Annotated in this window: 20 protein-coding genes; 11 read left to right on the top strand and 9 right to left on the bottom strand. The window is 66.0% G+C overall.

The genetic code is table 11. The features are described from left to right. The first annotated feature begins 4 nt into the window (after positions 1-4). From ASF44_RS30415 to nagZ, 10 genes are all read left to right on the top strand, one after another. Positions 5-1,471, top strand: coding sequence for a DegQ family serine endoprotease (locus ASF44_RS30415; protein WP_056903088.1), 1,467 nt, complete (start codon positions 5-7; stop codon positions 1,469-1,471). A 510-nt stretch (positions 1,472-1,981) separates the two neighbouring features. Next, positions 1,982-3,790: a translation elongation factor 4 gene (gene lepA, locus ASF44_RS30410; protein WP_056902970.1), complete on the top strand. Its 1,809-nt coding sequence runs from the start codon at positions 1,982-1,984 to the stop codon at positions 3,788-3,790. After that, positions 3,790-4,758: a signal peptidase I gene (gene lepB / locus ASF44_RS30405; protein WP_056902969.1), complete on the top strand. Its 969-nt coding sequence runs from the start codon at positions 3,790-3,792 to the stop codon at positions 4,756-4,758. The genes lepA and lepB overlap by 1 nt, the downstream gene beginning before the upstream one ends. A 44-nt stretch (positions 4,759-4,802) precedes the next feature. Then, positions 4,803-5,144: a DUF4845 domain-containing protein gene (locus tag ASF44_RS30400; protein WP_235579397.1), complete on the top strand. Its 342-nt coding sequence runs from the start codon at positions 4,803-4,805 to the stop codon at positions 5,142-5,144. Between the two features lie 9 nt (positions 5,145-5,153). Continuing rightward, complete coding sequence (rnc, locus tag ASF44_RS30395) at positions 5,154-5,837, top strand: ribonuclease III (protein WP_056902968.1); 684 nt, start codon at positions 5,154-5,156, stop codon at positions 5,835-5,837. Continuing rightward, complete coding sequence (era, locus tag ASF44_RS30390) at positions 5,834-6,787, top strand: GTPase Era (RefSeq protein ID WP_056902967.1); 954 nt, start codon at positions 5,834-5,836, stop codon at positions 6,785-6,787. Before rnc ends, era begins: the two co-directional genes overlap by 4 nt. Positions 6,788-6,791: 4 nt before the next feature. Further along, complete coding sequence (gene recO / locus ASF44_RS30385) at positions 6,792-7,541, top strand: DNA repair protein RecO (protein ID WP_056902966.1); 750 nt, start codon at positions 6,792-6,794, stop codon at positions 7,539-7,541. Then, entirely contained in the window at positions 7,538-8,293 is a 756-nt protein-coding gene (locus ASF44_RS30380; RefSeq protein WP_056902965.1) for a pyridoxine 5'-phosphate synthase, read from the top strand. The genes recO and ASF44_RS30380 overlap by 4 nt, the downstream gene beginning before the upstream one ends. Beyond that, positions 8,290-8,682, top strand: coding sequence for a holo-ACP synthase (gene acpS / locus ASF44_RS30375; RefSeq protein WP_056902964.1), 393 nt, complete (start codon positions 8,290-8,292; stop codon positions 8,680-8,682). The genes ASF44_RS30380 and acpS overlap by 4 nt, the downstream gene beginning before the upstream one ends. A 2-nt stretch (positions 8,683-8,684) precedes the next feature. Further along, positions 8,685-9,764 (top strand): beta-N-acetylhexosaminidase, encoded by a 1,080-nt coding sequence (nagZ, locus tag ASF44_RS30370; protein WP_056902963.1) that lies wholly within the window; start codon positions 8,685-8,687, stop codon positions 9,762-9,764. A 4-nt stretch (positions 9,765-9,768) separates the two neighbouring features. On the opposite strand, the gene ASF44_RS30365 is transcribed toward nagZ, so the two are convergent. The 5 genes from ASF44_RS30365 to ASF44_RS30345 form a co-directional block, all read right to left on the bottom strand. Beyond that, a complete protein-coding gene (locus ASF44_RS30365; protein ID WP_056902962.1) occupies positions 9,769-11,037 on the bottom strand; it encodes an Hsp70 family protein in 1,269 nt (422 codons plus the stop codon). Next, positions 11,034-11,606 carry a mechanosensitive ion channel family protein gene (locus ASF44_RS30360; RefSeq protein ID WP_056902961.1) on the bottom strand — a complete coding sequence of 191 codons (573 nt, stop codon included), beginning with the start codon at positions 11,604-11,606 and terminating at the stop codon, positions 11,034-11,036. The genes ASF44_RS30365 and ASF44_RS30360 overlap by 4 nt, the downstream gene beginning before the upstream one ends. 12 nt (positions 11,607-11,618) lie before the next feature. Continuing rightward, positions 11,619-13,148: a lysine--tRNA ligase gene (lysS, locus tag ASF44_RS30355; protein WP_056902960.1), complete on the bottom strand. Its 1,530-nt coding sequence runs from the start codon at positions 13,146-13,148 to the stop codon at positions 11,619-11,621. Between the two features lie 64 nt (positions 13,149-13,212). Further along, positions 13,213-13,773: a sugar transferase gene (locus ASF44_RS30350; RefSeq protein WP_056902959.1), complete on the bottom strand. Its 561-nt coding sequence runs from the start codon at positions 13,771-13,773 to the stop codon at positions 13,213-13,215. Further along, complete coding sequence (locus ASF44_RS30345; RefSeq protein WP_235579396.1) at positions 13,770-14,786, bottom strand: NAD-dependent epimerase/dehydratase family protein; 1,017 nt, start codon at positions 14,784-14,786, stop codon at positions 13,770-13,772. Before ASF44_RS30345 ends, ASF44_RS30350 begins: the two co-directional genes overlap by 4 nt. On the opposite strand from ASF44_RS30345, the gene ASF44_RS30340 reads away from it, so the two are divergent. Then, the gene (locus ASF44_RS30340) at positions 14,764-15,900 is read left to right on the top strand and encodes a glycosyltransferase family 4 protein (RefSeq protein WP_056903086.1); all 1,137 of its coding nucleotides are present in this window, start codon (positions 14,764-14,766) and stop codon (positions 15,898-15,900) included. The genes ASF44_RS30345 and ASF44_RS30340 overlap by 23 nt on opposite strands. A 13-nt stretch (positions 15,901-15,913) precedes the next feature. Here the strand turns inward: ASF44_RS30340 and ASF44_RS30335 are convergent, their stop codons facing one another. From ASF44_RS30335 to ASF44_RS30325, 4 genes are all read right to left on the bottom strand, one after another. Then, on the bottom strand, positions 15,914-16,687 hold the full coding sequence (locus tag ASF44_RS30335; protein WP_056902957.1) for a glycosyltransferase: 774 nt from the start codon (positions 16,685-16,687) through the stop codon (positions 15,914-15,916). A 41-nt stretch (positions 16,688-16,728) separates the two neighbouring features. Then, positions 16,729-17,634 (bottom strand): glycosyltransferase family A protein, encoded by a 906-nt coding sequence (locus ASF44_RS30330; protein ID WP_255358235.1) that lies wholly within the window; start codon positions 17,632-17,634, stop codon positions 16,729-16,731. Then, complete coding sequence (locus tag ASF44_RS31390; protein ID WP_082525137.1) at positions 17,631-18,503, bottom strand: alpha-1,2-fucosyltransferase; 873 nt, start codon at positions 18,501-18,503, stop codon at positions 17,631-17,633. The genes ASF44_RS30330 and ASF44_RS31390 overlap by 4 nt, the downstream gene beginning before the upstream one ends. Before the next feature lie 241 nt (positions 18,504-18,744). Then, the gene (locus tag ASF44_RS30325) at positions 18,745-20,031 is read right to left on the bottom strand and encodes a lipopolysaccharide biosynthesis protein (protein ID WP_056902955.1); all 1,287 of its coding nucleotides are present in this window, start codon (positions 20,029-20,031) and stop codon (positions 18,745-18,747) included. Positions 20,032-20,043 lie beyond the last annotated feature (12 nt).

Below are 20,043 nucleotides of genomic sequence, written 5' to 3'. Positions count from 1 at the left end.
GACGATGTCTAGCTTCGCCGGACGACAACTGCGGGTGCAGGCCATGGCCTGGGCCATGGCGCTGGCCGCAACCCTGGCGCTCGCGCCGCACACGCCCGTTCAGGCGCAGCAAATGCGCGCGCTGCCGGACTTCACCGATCTGGTGGACCAGGTCGGGCCGTCGGTGGTCAACATCCGCACGGTCGAGCGTGCTGCCGCGCGCCCGGGCCCGGGCGGCTCGGAAGAGGAGATGCTGGAGTTCTTCCGACGCTTCGGAATTCCGCTGCCGAACGTCCCGCGCCAGGGCCCTCGCCCGCAGCAACCCGAGGGTGGCGGCGAGACACAGCCACGCGGCGTGGGCTCGGGTTTCATCCTGACCTCCGACGGCCTCATCATGACCAACCACCACGTGGTCGACGGCGCCGAAGAGGTACTGGTCACGCTGACCGACAAGCGCGAGTTCAAGGCCAAGCTGATCGGCTCCGACAAGCGCACCGATGTGGCCGTCGTGAAGATCGACGCCACGGGCCTGCCCGCGGTCAAGCTTGGCGATGTGAGCCGGCTGCGCGTGGGCGAATGGGTCATGGCCATCGGCTCGCCATTCGGCCTGGAGAACTCGGTCACCGCTGGCATCGTCAGCGCCAAGCAGCGCGATACCGGCGACTACCTTCCATTCATCCAGACCGACGTGGCGATCAATCCAGGCAACTCCGGCGGGCCGCTGATCAACATGCGCGGAGAGGTGGTGGGCATCAACAGCCAGATCTACTCGCGTTCGGGCGGCTTCATGGGCATCTCGTTCGCGATCCCGATCGACGAGGCCACGCGCGTCAGCGAGCAGCTACGCGCCACCGGCCGTGTCTCGCGCGGCAAGATCGGCGTGCAGATCGAGCAGGTCACCAAGGACGTGGCCGAGTCCATCGGCCTGGGCAAGCCCCAGGGCGCGCTGGTCCGCAGCGTGGAGCCTGGGTCGCCGGCGGAGAAGGCCGGCATCGAGGCGGGCGACATCATCACGCGTTTCGATGGCCGGGTGATCGAACGCTTTGGCGAACTGCCGCGCCAGGTGGGCAACACCAAGCCTGGCACCAAGAGCGCCATCACGGTCTTCCGCCGCGGTGCGACCAAGGAACTCAGCATCCTGATCGCCGAGATCGAGGCCGAGGCCCCGGTGGCCAAGGCGCCTGCCAAGGAAGAGCGCCCGCGCGGTTCCGCCGCTGGCCAGGCGCTGGGCCTGGTGGTCAGCGAGGTTCCCGACGCGCAGAAGAAGGAGATGCGCATCAAGGGCGGTGTCAAGGTCGAGGCCGCCACCGAAGGCGCAGCCCAGGCCGGCCTGCGCGAGGGCGACGTGATCGTGGCCATTGCCAATACCGAGATCACGGGCGTCAAGGATTTCGAGGCTGTGATTGCCAAGGTCGACCGCAGCAAGCCTGTGAACGTCCTGTTCCGTCGTGGAGACTGGGCGCAGTACGCGCTGATTCGCGCGCAGCGCTGAACGGATTGCCGCCGCCAAAGGCCCCAACTTCTGCTCAGGTTTACAGGGTTTGGGGCTGGCGATGGTGGCGCCGATGCGACTCTCGGCTGTTTTTTTCGACAGTATTTTTTGGCGGCCTAAAAGTTAGTGCACACCAGCTTTTCAGGGCCATCAAGCAGTTTGGATAGAATCAGGCGAGCGATCACGGCGTACCGGGCATATTGAATCTGTCGCCAACCCACGATGCGGGATGCCAACAGGCAACAACCACGCGATCCACAGGGCGCCCACAAGTTGTCCAGAGACCTATCCAGGAATCTTGTGGATAAGCTGTGGATAAAATGCTTGTTGTGACCCTGCAACGACCACTTGGACCGACTCTCGCGGCTATGCAGTTCAGCCTTTTTGCCTACAATGAAGTTCCAACCATCGCAGTTGCCAAAGATTGTTGGTTCTGGGCGCGTCGTTGATCGACGCGCCCTTTTTCTTTTTGTGCGCCCTCTAAATTCAATTACTTAAAGCTTCCCGTTGATGCAGCACATCAGAAACTTTTCGATCATCGCGCACATCGACCATGGCAAATCGACACTGGCAGATCGCCTGATCCAGCGCTGCGGCGGCCTCGCAGAACGTGAGATGGAAGCGCAGGTCCTCGATTCGATGGACATCGAAAAAGAGCGTGGGATAACTATTAAGGCGCAGACCGCGGCACTCAAATACACCGCGCGCGATGGCAAGGTCTACAACCTCAATCTCATCGACACACCGGGCCACGTCGACTTCTCTTACGAGGTGAGCCGTTCGCTGTCTGCATGCGAAGGCGCGCTGCTCGTGGTGGATGCATCGCAGGGTGTCGAAGCGCAGACGGTGGCCAACTGCTACACCGCACTGGACCTCGGTGTGGAAGTGCTGCCGGTGCTCAACAAGATCGACCTGCCCAACGCCGATCTCGACAACGCGCGCTCCGAGATCGAAGACGTGATCGGCATCGACGCCACGGATGCCATTCCCTGCTCGGCCAAGACCGGTGTGGGCATCGACGAAATCCTCGAGGCCGTGGTCGCCCACGTGCCGGCGCCCAAGGGCAATGCCGATGCGCCGCTGCGCGCGATGATCATCGACAGCTGGTTCGATTCGTACGTCGGCGTCGTCATGCTGGTGCGCGTCGTCGATGGCCGACTGGCCAAGGGCGAACGTTTCAAGATGATGGCCTCGGGCGCGGCCTACAACGCCGACAACCTCGGCGTCTTCACGCCGGCCAACGAACCACGTTCTTCGCTCGAGGCGGGCGAGGTGGGTTACATCATCGCGGGCATCAAGGAACTGCAGGCCGCCAAGGTCGGCGACACCGTCACGCTCGAGAAGAAGCTGCCGAACAACCTGGGCCCGGCCGCCGAGCCGCTGCCGGGCTTCAAGGAGATCCAGCCGCAGGTCTTCGCCGGCCTGTACCCGACCGAAGCCAGCGAGTACGACTCGCTGCGCGATGCGCTCGAGAAGCTCAAGCTCAACGATGCCTCGCTGCACTACGAACCCGAGGTCAGCCAGGCGCTGGGCTTTGGCTTTCGCTGCGGCTTCCTCGGCCTGCTGCACATGGAGATCGTGCAGGAGCGGCTCGAGCGCGAGTTCGACCAGGACCTGATCACGACCGCGCCCAGCGTGGTCTACCAGGTCATGAAGAACGACGGCGAAGTCATCATGGTCGAGAACCCTTCCAAGATGCCCGACATCGGCAAGACGGCCGAGATCCGCGAGCCCATCGTCACCGTGCACCTGTACATGCCGCAGGAGTATGTGGGCGTGGTCATGACGCTGGCCAACCAGAAGCGCGGCCTGCAGATGAACATGGCCTACAAGGGCCGCCAGGTGGTGCTGACCTACGAGATGCCGCTCGGCGAGATCGTGCTGGACTTCTTCGACAAGCTCAAGTCCGTGAGCCGCGGCTATGCGTCCATGGACTACGAGTTCAAGGAGTACCGCGCCTCCGACGTGGTCAAGGTCGACATCCTGCTCAACGGCGAGAAGGTCGATGCGCTGTCCATCATCGTGCACCGCAGCCAGTCGCAGTACCGCGGCCGTGCGGTGGTGGCCAAGATGCGCGAGATCATTTCGCGCCAGATGTACGACGTAGCGATCCAGGCCGCCATCGGGGCCAACATCATCGCGCGTGAGACAATCAAGGCTTTGCGCAAGAACGTCCTGGCCAAGTGCTACGGCGGCGATATTTCCCGCAAGCGCAAGCTCCTCGAAAAACAAAAGGCTGGCAAGAAACGCATGAAGCAGATTGGCTCGGTGGAAGTTCCTCAGGAGGCCTTCCTGGCCATTTTGCAGGTGGAGGACTGATGCCGGTTCTCACCGCTGCGATCCTCGCCGGCTTCGTCGCCTACGCGGGGGCCTGGTACCTCGGGCGCCTCGAAGGCAACTTCGCGCTGCTGCTGTTCCTCGCGACCTTCGTGACCGGCCTGTACTGGCTGGCCGAACGCTTCGTCTTCCTGCCGCGCCGGCGCAAGGCTGTGGCCCAACTGGAGCAGCAGACCGCACAACGCAAGCAGGAGCTGGCCAGCAAGGGCATCACCCAGGTCGACAACGTGGACCTCGCCGAGGCCAAGAGCCGCTTGCTGATGCAGCCCTGGTGGCTGGATTGGACTGCGGGCCTGTTCCCGGTCATCCTGGTGGTGTTCCTGCTGCGCTCGTTCCTGTTCGAGCCGTTCAAGATTCCCTCGGGCTCGATGATTCCCACGCTGCTCGTGGGCGACCTGATCCTGGTCAACAAATTCCATTACGGCGTGCGCCTGCCGGTCATCAACACCAAGATCACGCAGGGCAATCCGTTACAGCGTGGCGACGTGGTGGTGTTCCGCTACCCGCCCAAGCCCAGCCTGGACTACATCAAGCGCGTGGTCGGCGTGCCCGGCGACGAAGTGGCTTACCTGAACAAGCGCCTGACCGTGAACGGCCAGCCCGTGCCGATCCAGTCCGTGCCCGAGTTCTTCGACCAGGACGCGATGCGCTACTTCAAGCAGTACGAGGAAAAGCTCGGCGACAAGCCGCACCGCCTGCTGATCGACGACGACCGTCCCGCGTTCATCCCCGGCGTGGAGAACTTCGCTGCCAAGGACCAGTGCCGCTACAGTGTCGAGGGCGTGGTCTGCAAGGTGCCCGAAGGCAACTACTTCATGATGGGCGACAACCGCGACAACTCGCTGGACTCGCGCTATTGGGGCTTCGTGCCGGACGCCAACATCGTCGGCAAGGCGTTCTTCATCTGGATGAACTTCGGCAGTTTCGGGCGCATCGGCGCCTTCAATTGAGCAGGAGACGGACTGTGCGGAACATGTTGCAGCAGCATCGGCGCGTGGGAGGCCGGCAAACGGGCCTGAGCTTCTTCGGCGTGCTGATTGTCGGCGTGGTCGTGGTGTTCTGCTTCGTGGTCGGCGCCAAGGTCGTGCCGACCGTGCTCGAGTACCAGGCCATCCGCAAGGCGGTCGACCGCGCGGCGGCCGGCACCACGGTGGCCGAAGTGCGTTCGCTATTCGACCGTTCGGCCGCGGTCGACGACATCACGTCCATCAAGGGCACGGACCTCAACATTAGCAAGGAAGGCGACAAGGTCGTCGTGGCCTTTGCCTACAACAGGGAGGTCGAGCTGTTCGCGCCGGCCTACCTGCTGATCAAGTACACGGGCCGTTCCCGCTGATGTCGACGCGTGAATCCTGACCTGGCGGCGCTGCAGCAGCGCCTGCATTACCGCTTTGCCGACGAGCGCCTGCTGTTGCGCGCCGTCACCCACCGCAGTTTTTCGGCCGACCACAACGAGCGCCTGGAGTTCCTGGGCGACTCGGTGCTGAACCTGTCCATCTCCGGCCTGCTGTACCAGCGCCTGGCCGACCTGCCCGAAGGCGATCTCTCGCGCGTGCGCGCCAACCTGGTCAAGCAGGACACGCTGCACAACATCGCGCTGGGGCTCGACCTGGCCGCAGTGCTGCGCCTGGGCGAGGGCGAGGCGCGCTCGGGCGGCTTCAAGCGGCCCTCCATCCTGGCCGATGCGCTGGAGGCCGTGATTGGCGCCACCTACCTCGACGGCGGTTTCGCCGCAGGCGAGGCCCTGGTGCAGCGCCTTTTCGCCAAGATCGCCATCAACCCGCAGATGCAGGCCATCGGCAAGGATCCGAAGACGGCCTTGCAGGAGTGGCTGCAAGGCCGCAAGATGAAGCTGCCGGCCTACACCGTGGTCAGCATCCTGGGCGCAGCCCATCGGCAGACCTTCGACGTGGAGTGCGCCATCGAGGAGCTGGACCTGCGCGAACGCGGCATCGGCGGTTCGCGCCGTGCCGGCGAGCAGGCCGCCGCCACGGCCATGCTGGCCAAACTGAAAGCGAGCAAGCCATGAGCGAAGAAACCATCCCCCCCGTGCCCGGGATTGCGCCGGTGCCAGGTGCCGAAGGCCAGCGCTGCGGCCTGATCGCCATCGTCGGCAAGCCCAACGTGGGCAAGTCCACGCTGCTCAACGCACTGGTCGGCCAGAAGATCAGCATCACATCGCGCAAGGCGCAGACCACGCGCCACCGCATCACGGGCATGCGCACGCGCGGCGCCACGCAGTTCGTGTTCGTCGACACCCCCGGCTTCCAGACCCGGCACGACAACGCGCTGAACCGCTCGCTGAACAAGACGGTGCTGGGTGCGGTCGGCGATGTGGACCTGGTGCTGTTCGTGGTCGAGGCCGGCAGCTTCACGCTGGCCGACGCCAAGGTGCTGTCGCTGCTCAAGGAAGGCACGCCCGTGGTGCTGCTGGCCAACAAGCTGGACAACGTGCACCGGCGCGCCGAGATCGCCCCCTGGCTCAAGTCCATGCAGGAGCGCCACGCGTTCGCCGAGTTCGTGCCCATGTCGGCCAAGAACGCCAAGGACATCGAGCGCCTGTTCGCCATCTGCGAGAAGTACCTGCCCGAACAGCCGTGGTTCTACGCCGAGGACGAACTGACCGACCGCAGCGAGAAGTTCCTCGTCAGCGAGACCGTGCGCGAGAAGCTGTTCCGCCTCACCGGTGACGAGCTGCCCTACACCTCCACCGTCATCATCGACCAGTACAGCGAGGAGGAAGGCCGCGGCCCCAACAAGCGCCTGGTGCGCATTGCCGCCACCATCGTGGTCGAGCGCGACGGCCACAAGGCCATGGTGATCGGCGACAAGGGCGAGCGCATCAAGCGCATCGGCACCGAGACGCGCGTCGAACTCGAGAGGCTGATGGACGCCAAGGTGTTCATCGAGCTGTGGGTCAAGGTGCGCTCGGGCTGGGCCGACGACGAAGCGCGCGTGCGCTCGTTCGGCTACGAGTGAGCATGTGGCCGTCCGACGGGTTCTCGACGAGCCAGCCTATGTGCTGCACCGCTACGACTGGAGCGAGTCCAGCCTGATCCTGGACGTGTTCACGCGCCGGCATGGCCGCGTGGCACTGGTGGCCAAGGGCGCCAAGCGGCCCAGCTCCAGCTTCCGCCCCGTGCTGCTGCCCTTGCAGGCCTTGCGCCTGGCCTTTGGTGGCGATGGCGAGATCCGCACGCTCAAGGGCGCCGAATGGGGCGGCGGCCATGTCATGCCGACCGGCGATGCACTGCTGGCCGGCTATTACCTCAACGAGCTGCTGCAACGCCTGCTGGCGCGCGAGGATGCGCACCCCGAGCTGTTCGATGCCTACGGCCAGGCCGTGGCGCTGCTGGCGTCCGAGCATGGCGAGGCGCTGCAGCCCGTGCTGCGCGCCTTCGAACTGCTGCTGCTGCGCGAAACCGGTGTGCTGCCTGCGCTGGACCTGCAGACCGCCACGCTGGCGCCGCTGGATGCCGCCACGCAGTACACGCTGGTGCCCGAAGGCGGCCTGCGCGAGCGCCATGGCGACGACCGCGCCGGCCTGTCGGGCGTGCAGTGGGCGGCGCTGCACGACGCGCTGCAGGACGCCGCGCCCTTCATGGCCACGCTGCATGCCGGTGCCCACCTGGCGCCTGCGCTCAAGCCGCAGCTGCGCGCCATGCTGCACTACCATTGCGGCGGCACCCCGCTGCACACCCGGCAGTTGATGATGGACCTGCAAGCCCTATGAACCCCCACCTTTCGCAGCGCTGCGCGCTGTCCGTCAACGTCAACAAGGTCGCCCTGGTGCGCAACACGCGGCACCTGGGCATCCCCAGCGTGCTGCGCGCGGCAGAGCTATGCCTCCAGGCCGGCGCACAAGGCATCACCGTGCATCCGCGGCCCGACGCGCGCCACATCCGCAGCGACGACGTGCACGAACTGGCGGCGCTGATGAAGGCCTGGCCCGGCCGCGAATACAACATCGAGGGCAACCCGTTCCAGAACCTCATGGAGTTCGTGCGCGCCGTGCGCCCCGCGCAATGCACCTTCGTGCCCGATGGCGAGGACCAGTTCACGAGCGACCACGGCTGGGACCTGGCCAAGGACGGCGAGCGGCTGCGCCCGCTGATCGCCGAAGCCCAGGCGCTGGGCGTGCGCGTGAGCCTGTTCATGGACCCGGAGCCGGGCGCCATGGCTGCCGCGCGTGCTGCGGGCGCCGACCGCGTCGAGCTCTACACAGAGCCCTATGCCGCGGCCTTCGGTGGCCCGCGCCAGGCCCAGGTGCTGCAGGCCTTCGCACAGTCCGCGCAGGCGGCGGCCGCTGCCGGCCTCGGCGTCAACGCAGGCCACGACCTCAACCGCGACAACCTCACGCCCTTCCTGGCGGCCTGCCCGGCCGTGCAGGAGGTCTCGATCGGCCATGCGCTGGTCGCCGACGCGCTGGAGCTCGGCTACAGCGAGACCGTGCGCGCCTACCTCGCCTGTATCGAAGCCGCATGATCCACGGCCTGGGCACCGACATCTGCGATGTGCGGCGCATCCGCGAGAGCGTGGAGCGCCATGGCGAGCGCTTCGCCGAGAAGGTGCTCAGCGAGGCCGAACTGGCCGTCTACCGCCGCCGCAGCGAACGCTGGCCCGACCGCGGCCTGCGCTACCTGGCCACGCGCTTCTCGGCCAAGGAAGCGTTCAGCAAGGCCATCGGCCTGGGCATGCGCATGCCCATGACCTGGCGCACCTGCGAGATCGCCAACCTGCCCAGTGGCCAGCCCGTCATCGTGCTGCACGGTGCGCTCAAGACCTGGTTCGAGGCGCAGGGCCTGACCGCGCACGTCACGCTGACCGACGAGACCGACTACGCGGCGAGCTTCGTCGTCGTGGAAAAAAACTGAAGATGCAACACGCCCCCCTGATCCTCGACATCGCCGGCACCGCGCTGACCGACGACGACCGCCGCCGCCTGAGCCATCCGCTGGTGGGCGGCATGATCCTGTTCGCGCGCAACTGGCAGGGCCGCGCCGAGCTCACGGCCCTGTGCGCCGAGATCCACGCGCTGCGCCCCGACCTGCTCATCTGCGTGGACCACGAAGGCGGCCGCGTGCAGCGCTTCAAGAGCGACGGCTTCACCCACCTGCCGCCGATGCGCGCGCTGGGCGAACTGTGGCTGCGCGCCGACGAGAAGCAGCCCGGCGAGGGCGCGATGGCCGCCATGGCCGCGGCCACCGCCTGCGGCTACGTGCTGGGTGCCGAACTGCGGGCCTGCGGCGTGGACTTCAGCTTCACGCCCGTGCTGGACCTGGACCATGGCGGCAGCGGCGTGATCGGCGACCGGGCCTTCGCGCGCGACCCACGTGTGGTCGCGATGCTGGCGCGTGCCGTTGCCCAGGGCCTGTTGCAGGCGGGCATGGCCAACTGCGGCAAGCACTTCCCCGGCCACGGTTTCGTGCGCGCCGATTCGCACACCGACACACCGGTCGACCGTCGCAGCCTCAAGGCCATCCTGGCCGACGATGCCCAACCGTACCGCTGGCTGGACGGCGTGCTCACCGCGGTCATGCCTGCGCATGTGGTCTACCCGAAGGTCGATGCGCGGCCGGCGGGCTTCTCGCCGCGCTGGCTGGAGGACATCCTGCGCGGCCGGCTGGGCTTCGACGGCGCGGTGTTCAGCGACGACCTCAGCATGGCCGGCGCGCGGCAGCTGGAGGGCCGCACGCTCTCCTACACCGAGGCGGCGCTGGCTGCGTTGCAGGCAGGCTGCGACCTGGCGCTGCTGTGCAACCAGTCGCTGGGCGAGGGCGCTGCGCTGGACGAACTCATCGACGGGCTGGCCCGCGCGCAGGTCGAGGGCCACTGGCAGCCGTCCGAAGCGTCGGAACAGCGCCGCCTGGCCCTGCTGCCGCGCACGCCCGCCACGGACTGGGATGTGCTCATGACGCAGCCGACCTACATGCAGGCGCTCTGGAAGCTGCCCTGAGGCTTTATGCGCCGTACAGCGTGCGGGCCTGGTAGGCCAGGCCAGCCGCGACGCCGCCGAACAGATCGCCCTCGACCAGCGGCACCCCCGCGAAGCCGGCCTGCAGCGCTGCCTGGAACGGCCGCAGCGCCGACGAGCCACCGGTGAGGTACACGGCCTGCAGGTCGCCTGGCGCGATGCCGGCGGCACGCACGCAGTCCTGCGCGCAAGCGACCACGCGCGCGAGCTGTGCCTGCAGCTCTTCGGCCAGTTGGGCAGGCGTCAGTGCGATGGCCAGGCCGGGCTCGATGCAGTCCAGCGCCATGCCGGCTTCGGCGTTGCGCTGCGAGGCCGCGATCTTGGCCCGCTCCACGGTCTCCGCGATGCGGTGGCCCTGGCCGTCGCCGACCACGTGCAGCAGCCGGTCGTGCAGGCGCAGGTCGCTGTAGTTCACGCGCAGCGCGCGCGCCTCGCGCAACGCGCGCGGGCCCGACACCCAGTGGATCAGGTGCCAGGACGACAGCTCGAAGAACATCGCGCTGGGCACCTCGCGCCCGCCCGGCCCTTGGTGGCCGAAGCCCAGCGCGGGCATCACGCGCGCGAGGTTGAGGCGCTGGTCGAAGTCGGTGCCGCCGATGTGCACGCCGCGCGTGGCCAGCACATCGCCTGCCCGGTCCGTCGTCTGGGCGCGGCCGGGGGCCAGCCGTACGACGGTGAAGTCAGAGGTGCCGCCGCCGATGTCGGCCACCAGCACCAGCGACTCGCCGGTGATGCGGCGCTCGTAGTCCAGGGCCGCTGCGATCGGTTCGAACTGGAACGCGATCTCCTCGAAGCCGGCGCTGGCCGCCGCGGCGCGCAGGCTGTCTTCGGCCTGGCGATCGCGCGCGGCGTCGTCGTCGACGAAGTGCACGGGCCGGCCCAGCACCACGCGGCGCGGCCTGGAGCCCAGTTGCCGCTCGGCGCGCGTGGCCAGCTCGGACAGGAACAGCGCCACCACATCCGAAAAGCGCACGAGCTGGTCGCCGATGGCCGTGGTCTCCTGCATCAGTGCGCTGCCCAGCACGCTCTTGAGCGAGCGCATGAGCCGGCCTTCCAGGCCGGCCAGGTACTGCTCCATGGCGTCGCGGCCGAAGTGGCGCAGCCCTTCCTCGGTGTTGTAGAAGACGGCCGTGGGCAGCGTGGTGGCGGGGCCTTCCACCGCGAGGGCCCGGGCCAGCCCATCGGTGCCGACCCAGGCCACGGCCGAATTCGAGGTGCCGAAGTCGATGCCGAGTGCTGGCGCCGGACTGCTCACAGCGACAGCGTGCCCGGATCGCTGCGCCAGCGCCGCAACGACTTCTGGAAGAACAGCGCGTTGGGCACCTGCAGCAGCGCGCCGGCATGCTCGGGTGTCACGTCTTCCAGCGTGGTGTAGACCAGCTGGATGTCGACCACGCGTCCCTTGATGCCGGGCTTGTCACCCGCGTCGATCAGCTCCACCACATCGCCCAGCCGGAACGGCCGCGTGCTGAAGATCAGCACCGCGCAGAACAGGTTGGACAGCACGCTCCAGGCCGCGAAGAAAGCGACGGCCGCAACCGTCACGAAGCCGGTGAACCCGGTCCACAGCACGGTGGCCGACACGCCGAGCCGCTCCATCACGAGCAGGAACGCCGCCGCGTAGATCAGGTAGCGCAGCACGTTGCGCGCTGGCGATACCAGGTCGCTGGGCAGCTGGTAGCGCTGGCCCACGCGGTTGATGAGCCGGCGCAGCAGGTACTGCAGCAGCCAGGCCACCAGCAGGATGCCGATGATCTGCAGGCCGGGCACGATCAGCTCGATCCATTCGTGCGCCCAGGCGGGCAGGTAGGTCCTGAGTTGCATGCGCTCCGCAGATCAGGATTCGCGGCGCAGCGCCGGGAACAGGATCACGTCGCGGATGCTGGGAGAGTCCGTCAGCAGCATCATGAGGCGGTCGATGCCGATGCCGCAGCCCCCCGTGGGCGGCATGCCGTATTCCAGCGCGCGCACGAAGTCGTGGTCGAAGTACATGGCCTCGTCGTCGCCGCTGTCCTTGGCGGCCACCTGGGCCTGGAAACGGGCTGCCTGGTCCTCGGCATCGTTGAGCTCGGAGAAGCCGTTGCCGAACTCGCGGCCCGTGATGTAGAGCTCGAAGCGCTCCGTCACCTCGGGCCGGTCGTCGTTGGCGCGGGCCAGCGGCGAGATCTCGGTGGGGTGCTCCATGATGAAGGTGGGCTGCCAGAGCTTTTCTTCCACCGTCTCCTCGAAATAGAGCACCTGCAGGCTGGCCAGGCTGCGCTTGGACAGGCGGTCCTTCTCCTCCGTCATGCCGAGCTTGCGCAAGGCGGCGATGAGCCATTCGGCGCTGTCGACGTTGTCGCCGGCCTCGGTGTGGGCCACGATGGCCTCGCGGATCGTCAGCCGCGCGAACGGTTGCGACAGGTCGACCGGCTTGCCGCCATAGGCCAACTGCAGCGTGCCGCAGGCCGACTCGGCCGCGTGGCGGATCAGCGCCTCGGTGAAGTCCATGAGGTCGCGGTAGTTCCAGTAGGCCGCGTAGAACTCCATCATCGTGAACTCGGGGTTGTGCCGGACCGAGATGCCTTCGTTGCGGAAGTTGCGGTTGATCTCGAACACGCGCTCGAAGCCGCCGACGATCAGGCGCTTCAGGTACAGCTCGGGCGCGATGCGCAGGAACATCTCCTGGTCGAGCGCGTTGTGGTGCGTGGCGAAGGGCTTGGCGTTGGCGCCGCCCGGGATCGGGTGGAGCATGGGGGTCTCCACCTCCAAGAAGCCGTTGTCGACCATGAAGCCGCGGATCGCCGAGACGGCCTGGCTGCGCGCCGTGAAGCGCGCGCGTGCGTCGGCGTCGGTGATCAGGTCCACATAGCGCTGGCGGTACTTCTGCTCCTGGTCCTGCATGCCGTGGAACTTGTCGGGCAGCGGCCGCAGCGACTTGGTGAGCAGGCGCACGCTGGTGGCCTTGACCGAGAGTTCACCGGTCTTGGTGCGGAACAGCGTGCCCTCGCAGCCGACGATGTCGCCCAGGTCCCAGTGCTTGAAGGCGGCCAGCGTCTCGGGGCCCACCAGGTCCTGCGTGATGTAGAGCTGGATGCGGCCGGTGGCGTCCTGCAACGTGGCGAAGCAGGCCTTGCCCATCACGCGCTTGAGCATCATGCGGCCGGCCACCACGGCGCGCACGGCCTGGGGCTCGAGCGCATCGTTGGCCACGCCGTCGTGCGCGGCCTGCAGTGCGGCAGCCTTGTCCTGCGGCTTGAAGTCGTTCGGGAACGCCACGCCGCCGCCCTGGGCCTGCAGCGTGCGCAAGGCCTTGAGTTTCTCGCGCCGCTCGGCGATGAGCTGGTTGTCGTCGGTGGCGGTGGGCGTGCTGGTGGGTTCGGACATGGCTGGAAAAGAACGGGTGGCGCGCGGGCGGGCTGCCTGCGGCGAACCCGCCATTTTAGAAGGGTCAGTGCGACACACCGTCGCGGGCCAGCACCTTGCGTGCCGTGCGCCACAGGATCTGGAGGTCCAGGCGCAGACTGCGGTGCTCCAGGTACCAGTGGTCGAAGTCGACCTTGACCGGGATCGGCAGCTCGTCGCGCCCGTTGATCTGGGCCCAGCCCGTGAGGCCCGGGGCCAGCGCGTCGACGCCACGCTCGGTGCGCAGGGCGATGAGGTCGTGCTGGTTGAACAGGGCCGGGCGTGGGCCGACGAAGCTCATGTCGCCACGGAGGATGCTCCAGAGTTGCGGCAGCTCGTCCAGGCTGCTTTGGCGCAGGAAGCTGCCGATGGGGGTCAGGTACTGCTCGGGACGTTCGAGCAGGTGCGTGGCCACGGCCGGCGTGTCGGTGCGCATGCTGCGGAACTTGGGCATGCGGAAGAGGCGGTTGTGGCGGCCGACGCGGTCGGACCAGTAGAGGGCGGGGCCGGGGGAGGTGAGGCGGACGGCCAGGGCGACGGAGAGCAGGGGGAGCGCGAGCAGGGGCAGCAGGGCCAGGGCCAGCAGGAAGTCGAGCAGGCGTTTCATGGTGCACGCCCTGCAGCCGCGCGGCGCAGGCCTTCGTCGACGCTGACCGGTGGCGACCAGTTCAGCAGCGTGCGGGCTTTGGTGATGTCGACCTGCAGGTTGCCGCACAGGCGCTCTGCCGCCGCGCGGCGGCCTAGCAATGCAGCACCGGCTGTCAGCAGCTCGGGGGGAATGGGCCAGAGCCGGGCGGGCCGGCTCATGGCATTGCCCAGGCGGCGCAGCAGCTCGGGTGTGGACAAGTCCTCGCCGTCGCTGACGAGGAAGGTCTCGTTGGCGGCCGCGGGATGGTCCAGGCACAGCAGCAGGAAGTCCACGAGGTTGTCGATGCCGACCAGGCTGCGCCGGTTGTCGATGGCGGCCAGCGGCAGCGGCCATCCGCGTGCGACGGCGCGCAGCAGGGCGGCGAAGTTGGCTTTGACGCCGGGCCCATAGACCAGGGGCGGCCGCACGACGACTACCTCCATCGCGCCGCGCGCGGCGATGGCCGCCAGGCCTTGTTCGGCTTCCCATTTGCTCAGGGCGTACGGGTCGTGCGGCGTTGCGGTGATGTTTTCGTCGAATGGGCGTCCAGGGGGCGTCGATTCGCCGTGCACCTTGACGGAGCTGATGAAGATGAAACGGCGCACGCCGGCTGCTGCGGCCTGCTCGGCCAGGGCCAAGGTGGCGACGGTGTTAGCTGCTCGGTAGGCCGCCAGAGGGGCGGCGGCAGTGTCGTCCAGGACATGGGCGCGGGCAGCCAGATGGATGATGCTCTGGATGCCGTGCAACCGGTCGATCCCGCCGTCTCCTGTCGGTCGCTGCGCGCGCTGGACACTGCGGCCGCGAAGGGCCAACGCACGCACCAGATGCTGACCGATGAAGCCGCTGCTACCGGTTACCAGCACAGTGCGGTCCGACGGGATAGGGGGGGCGGCCATGGGGGCTGCGTATGGTACACATGCGCGCTTGGCCGTCCGCTGCGGGACGCGCTCGACCGAACCCACTGGCTCGATGGCAAAGCTGCTTTTTTTCATCTCGGAAGACTGGTTCTTCCGTTCCCACTTTTTCGACCGCGCGGCGGCCGCGCGCGACGCAGGCTATGAGGTCGTTGTGCTGACACGCGTGGGGCGCCACGGGCCGGAACTGCGGGCCGCGGGCTTTCGGCTGATCGCGCTGCAGATGGACCGCAGCGGCGTCAACGTGCTGCGCGAGTTCGGCGTGCTGCGCCAGGTCTGGCGCGCGTATCGGGCCGAGCGGCCGAACCTGGTGCACCAGGTGGCGCTCAAGCCCATTGTCTACGGGAGCCTCATCGCCCAATGTCTGGGCATCCGCGCTGTGTTGAACGCGCCCGTGGGCATGGGCTATGCGTTCACGGTGGGCGGCGCCAAAGGACGCGTTCTGCGCGCGCTCGTCGGCACGCTGCTGCGCTGGCTGATGAACCCGGCTGGCAGCAAGGTCGTGTTCGAGAACGAGGAAGACCTGACATTGTGCGTGCGCGGCCGCAGCGTGCGTGCGTCCGATAGCGTGTTGATTCCGGGGGCGGGCGTCGATACCGACCTGTTCCGTCCTGGGCCACCACCCGCTGGGCCGCTGCGGGTGGTCATGGGGTCGCGCATGCTGCGTGAGAAAGGGGTTTTCGAGTTTGTCGAGGCTGCGCGGATGCTGGCCGCACGCGGTGTGCGGGTGCGCTGCGTGCTGGCAGGCGCACCCGATCCGGAGAACCCCTCGTGCGTGCCCCGCGAGCAGCTGGAGCGCTGGCATGCCGAAGGTGTTGTCGAGTGGCTCGGCCACCGCGACGACATGGCCGCCGTGCTGCAGCAATGCCACATCGCGTGCCTGCCGTCCTACTACAGGGAGGGTTTGCCCAAGTTCCTGTTGGAGGCCATGGCCTGCGGCTTGCCCATCGTCACTACTGATGCAACTGGCTGCAGGCAGGCGGTCGAAGCTGACGTTACCGGGCTGCTTGTCCCGACGCGCGACGTGTCAGCGCTGGTTGGGGCACTGCAGCGCCTTGTCGACGACGAGGCCGAGCGCTTGCGCATGGGGGCCGAGGGGCGCAAGCGGGCGCTGAGAGAGTTCGACGGACGGATCATTGCGCGTAAGACCTTGGCCGAGTACGAGCGCTTGGCTCCTGCGACGGAAATTTGACGCCTCTGTGGCGCTATAAGGGCCTCTTTCTCAGCCAGGTGAGCAGCAGCCGCCGGACGAACTTGCCGCATGACCATGGGATGGTCAAGGCGGCGGCCAGTGGATGGCCATGTTTGCCGATGTCGATCAGTGCGGCCAACTCCCCGCGTTGCATGCGCATCAGATGCCGGCTCAATCCCGCATCGCCGAACGACTCCTTGAACATGGCTGAAAGCGTTGCGGGGTGGTGGGCACTGCGCCAGCCGGCTGCGATGCAGTGCAGCCAGAGCGCGAAATCTTCACCGAGCGCCCCGGTTTCCGGAAAGCGGAAGGCGGGATCGCGACGCATGACGACCGCCGACGTGTGATAGGGGTTGGACAACATGGCGCGCCACAGTCCCACGGTGCGGATCGGCAGTTCGGCCGGCAGCGGGGGGGGGGACCAAGTGGCGGTCCGGCTGACGCAAAGATGGCTGCCCAGCAGATCCAACTGCTGCGCCTGCATGGCATGCAGTTGCAGTTGCAGCTTCTGCGGATGCCATGCATCGTCCGCATCCAGAAACGCAATGTAGGCTTGCGACGCCGCATCGATGCCGTGGTTGCGAGCGGCCGCAGGGCCCCGATTGGACGCCATGCGCAACCAGCGCAGGGGCGGCCCACCCACATGCTCGAATGCAGCGGCGACATGCTCGGAGCGATCGCGGGACCCGTCGTCGATGCACAGCACTTCGCTCGGCAGCAGGGTCTGGCTATAGACGGATGCAAGCGCCCGAGCCAACGTGGCCTCGGCGTTGTAGATCGGGACCACGACCGAGACAGGAGCGGTACCCTTGGCGGTGGCGCATTTCGTCATCCGTCAGATACGGACCTGGGCGGCGCTGAGCCGGTCACGGCGTCGAGAATGTCGGCCCACTGTTGCCGCACGCGGGGAGCAACATCATACGTGTTGACGAACGGCGACCGCCGGGACATTGTCTTTCGCCAGTCGTTGGCGTTGTTCGCCGGCCAAGCCAACAGTGCCAAGGCCGCGCAATACCACTGCTCGCGACCCAGGAAGTAGCGCAGCTGGTATTGGGCTGTTGCCCGGCGGATCTTTGGAAGAATCCGCCGGTCTTTCGTGGTTTGGATGCGGTAAGCGAACAGAAGCTCGTCAACCGTCCCGAACTTGCTGTGAGCATGGGTCCGAAGCAGCAGCTCCTGGTCTTCGCACAGATAGGGCGCAGGCGTGGCGTACCGGTGGGCGCGGAACCATGCCGTCCTTCCCATCCAGGTCGGGTGCGGGAGAGGGAATCCGAGCCACGGGCGGGCGCAGATCGCTTCATGGGAAATGGCGGACTGACAAGTGCCGGTGATCCGATGTTCCTCGTCGATGACGATCGCGCGCGTGGCCACCAGATCCAGGGCACCATCGGCCTGCAGCACCTCCACCTGCTTGGCAAACCGGTCGGGAAACGAGACATCGTCGGCGTCCATCCGGGCGAAATACTGTCCGCATGCTAGGTCCAAGGCCTGGTTCAACCGGACTGCAATGCCCCGCTTCTTTCCATCGCGCAGGATGCGTATGCGCGGATCGGCCAAGTTTTCCACGCTGTCCAGAGCGCCATCGTCGGAACCATCGTCCATGAGCAGCAATTCCCAGTCGGTGAAAGTCTGCTGCACGATGGAGGCCACTGCCGCACGCAGATGGCGGCCGGCGTTGTGAACGGGCATTCCGACTGTCACCGTGGGCGACGAACGCGGCGCTGCAGCCGTCATAAGGCGACCCAGTCCGCGGGCAACAGGTCTTGCGTATTCCGTGCCACCGCAAACCATTGTCTCGGGGCCACGACGATCTTATGCAGGTTGGCATTGAGCCATGCCCCCCACCAACTGAATGAACTGTTGGCGATCACGTGGTGCTTGCACAGGCTCATCAAATGCATGTCGTCGTAGGCATGTTGGTTGTGGTCGACGTATTCCACGGGAGCAGGCAGGGGCAGATGTTGTCTTGCCCATGACATGTCGTCTGAAAAGATGAAAAAGACAGGGTTGTCCACACGGCTGGCGACATGGTGCGCAGCAGCCTGGTAATAGTCTGGCGGGCACAACCCATGGGTGGCCGCTGTGACGTGGTTCTGCACGTAGTCACCGCGCCGAACATGCACGCTCACTGCGTTGCATTGACGGATCCTGGTGGCAAGAACGGCATTCCTCCCCGATAGCGGCAATCGGAAGCCAAAATCTGAGCGAAGTGTCTTCACATGCTTTTTAAAGTACTTTTCGGATTGCCAATAGCCCTTCAGGTAGCAGCGCGCCGGTGTGTTGTGAATGCCTTGCCAATACTGAAAATGGGGCTCGATCACAAGGCTGTCTTTCCGCATCGGCGCCATGGCCGGGCGGGCGACGATGTTCTGTGCCCACCGCGTTCTTTGCCAACCCAGGACGGCTTGAATGTCCAATTCATTTGCGAGATGGAACGAGCCGGCAAAGGCTTGTTCCAATTGGAAGCCTTCGTGCAACCGGTAGCCTTTAAAGCCCGAAGTGTCCAATTGGAGTTGGGCTTCCCGGTCCAGCGCCAGAGCCCGGCCTGCGGCGAACTGGAACATCTGATTGCCAAGGCCTCCCAAGATATGGCAGATGATCACGGGGGTCGATCTGTGGATTGGGTTCATGTTCTCGCCCACGATGCCCGGATGAACGGGTCATCCCACTGCTCCTTGTATGTGAGCAAAAGCCGTCTTAGGGTGGACTTACGCATCGGTATGGCGTCGGATATGAAGTCGTGGAATTGGATTTGCGGAGATCTTGGCCTTCTCGCGCGATTTTTCAGGCTGCGCCAAAGGCGAAATGTTTGACGGCTGTCATTGTTTGCTTTGGCGTATGGGGTCAAGGTGGGGGCTGGTGTCCGCTGCGTCCATGCCTCAGCCATTCCAGGCTGACGATGAAGCCGATCACGTTGAGCGTCAACCAGCCAAAGGCGGCCCCTACGATGCCAAAGCGCAGGACGAGCGGCGGGATGAGCGCAATCGACAGCAACAGCGCAGCCAAATTGACCTTGAGCATGCGATCCACCTTTTCAACAACCAGCCAATAGATATAGCCCACGTTGTAAAGGGCATTTAAGGCCGTGCCCACGAGCAGAACCGACAGCACCGGATAAATCACGGCGACGGCCGCAGCATCCCGGACCCAGAAGGTTAGCAACCGCTCCCCGAGAGTGGCGAACAGCAGTGCACCCATCGTGACGCACAGTGCGAACAGCCCAAGCAACCTGATGCTGAATTTGCGCAAGCCCTTGGGATCGTCCCGCAATTGAATGGCTTGGGGCATGACAGCCTGGATCAGCGGATAGACCAACTGCAAAGCGCCGATGGCAAGGCTTGCGGCGATGGTGTAGTAGCCGAACTGTTGCACGCTGACCATCTTGCTCAGGATGACCTTGTCCATCTGTACGGTCAATGCTCCCAACCAGGCGGCTCCGGTCAAGCTGGCAACCGTCTTCCAGAGAGGGCGCAGGCGCACGAACTCCCATTGCAGGGTGCTTCTGTCGATTCCTGTGGTGCGCCACGCCAGTTGCCTGCGTGCCAGAGTCTCCAAAAGCCCGATGCCGACGTGCCAGGTGAGATAAGCGGGAATGCTTGGCCAAATGTGCACAGCAAGCACACCACCGCCATGGCGCAGTAAAGCACCGGTCAGCATGACCCCATTCAGCTGGATCTGAGCCTGGGCGCCCACCAGCAGACTGCGATAGACAGAGCCTGGAAACTGGGCGGCAAACAATGCGCCTGCGCCGCAAATGGCATGGATGCCCGTGGACAGTGGGAGATCTTCCAGAACAAGCCAGTGGCTGGCAATGGGCTTGCTCAGAAGCACGACGACCAAGGCCATGGTTGCGCCAAACAACCAGTACAGGCGCTCGAAGCCCAAAAGCATCAGGGCGGTGTCGCGCTGACCGCCGTGCACATGGAAACGTCCGGAGAATTCACGCACCAGCGCCTGGCTGGTACCAGCATCCACAATGCCCATCAAGCCCTGCAGCATGGTGATGAAACCAACCAAGCCGAACTGCTGTGGGCCCAAGGCAGTCCAATACCAGGGGAGGGCTAGCAGCGGAGCGACCGCCACCGTCGCCATTCCCAGGTAGTTGGCAAGAATGTTGGCTTTCAGTCCCATGGCCTGCTCAGC

The organism is Pseudorhodoferax sp. Leaf274 (assembly GCF_001422445.1).
Classification (GTDB): domain Bacteria; phylum Pseudomonadota; class Gammaproteobacteria; order Burkholderiales; family Burkholderiaceae_C; genus Pseudorhodoferax.
The sequence above is the reverse complement of the archived record's forward strand: the minus strand, read 5'-3'. Positions and strand labels throughout refer to the sequence as shown.

Excerpts from the sequence above, each read along its gene's own strand:
- ASF44_RS30415 (WP_056903088.1), top strand. The coding sequence starts at position 5 with ATGTCTAGCTTCGCCGGACGACAACTGCGGGTGCAGGCCATGGCCTGG.
- lepA (WP_056902970.1), top strand. The coding sequence starts at position 1,982 with ATGCAGCACATCAGAAACTTTTCGATCATCGCGCACATCGACCATGGC.
- lepB (WP_056902969.1), top strand. The coding sequence starts at position 3,790 with ATGCCGGTTCTCACCGCTGCGATCCTCGCCGGCTTCGTCGCCTACGCG.
- era (WP_056902967.1), top strand. The coding sequence starts at position 5,834 with ATGAGCGAAGAAACCATCCCCCCCGTGCCCGGGATTGCGCCGGTGCCA.
- ASF44_RS30380 (WP_056902965.1), top strand. The coding sequence starts at position 7,538 with ATGAACCCCCACCTTTCGCAGCGCTGCGCGCTGTCCGTCAACGTCAAC.
- acpS (WP_056902964.1), top strand. The coding sequence starts at position 8,290 with ATGATCCACGGCCTGGGCACCGACATCTGCGATGTGCGGCGCATCCGC.
- nagZ (WP_056902963.1), top strand. The coding sequence starts at position 8,685 with ATGCAACACGCCCCCCTGATCCTCGACATCGCCGGCACCGCGCTGACC.
- ASF44_RS30360 (WP_056902961.1), bottom strand. The coding sequence starts at position 11,606 with ATGCAACTCAGGACCTACCTGCCCGCCTGGGCGCACGAATGGATCGAG.
- lysS (WP_056902960.1), bottom strand. The coding sequence starts at position 13,148 with ATGTCCGAACCCACCAGCACGCCCACCGCCACCGACGACAACCAGCTC.
- ASF44_RS30350 (WP_056902959.1), bottom strand. The coding sequence starts at position 13,773 with ATGAAACGCCTGCTCGACTTCCTGCTGGCCCTGGCCCTGCTGCCCCTG.
- ASF44_RS30340 (WP_056903086.1), top strand. The coding sequence starts at position 14,764 with ATGGCAAAGCTGCTTTTTTTCATCTCGGAAGACTGGTTCTTCCGTTCC.
- ASF44_RS30345 (WP_235579396.1), bottom strand. The coding sequence starts at position 14,786 with ATGAAAAAAAGCAGCTTTGCCATCGAGCCAGTGGGTTCGGTCGAGCGC.
- ASF44_RS30330 (WP_255358235.1), bottom strand. The coding sequence starts at position 17,634 with ATGACGGCTGCAGCGCCGCGTTCGTCGCCCACGGTGACAGTCGGAATG.
- ASF44_RS30325 (WP_056902955.1), bottom strand. The coding sequence starts at position 20,031 with ATGGGACTGAAAGCCAACATTCTTGCCAACTACCTGGGAATGGCGACG.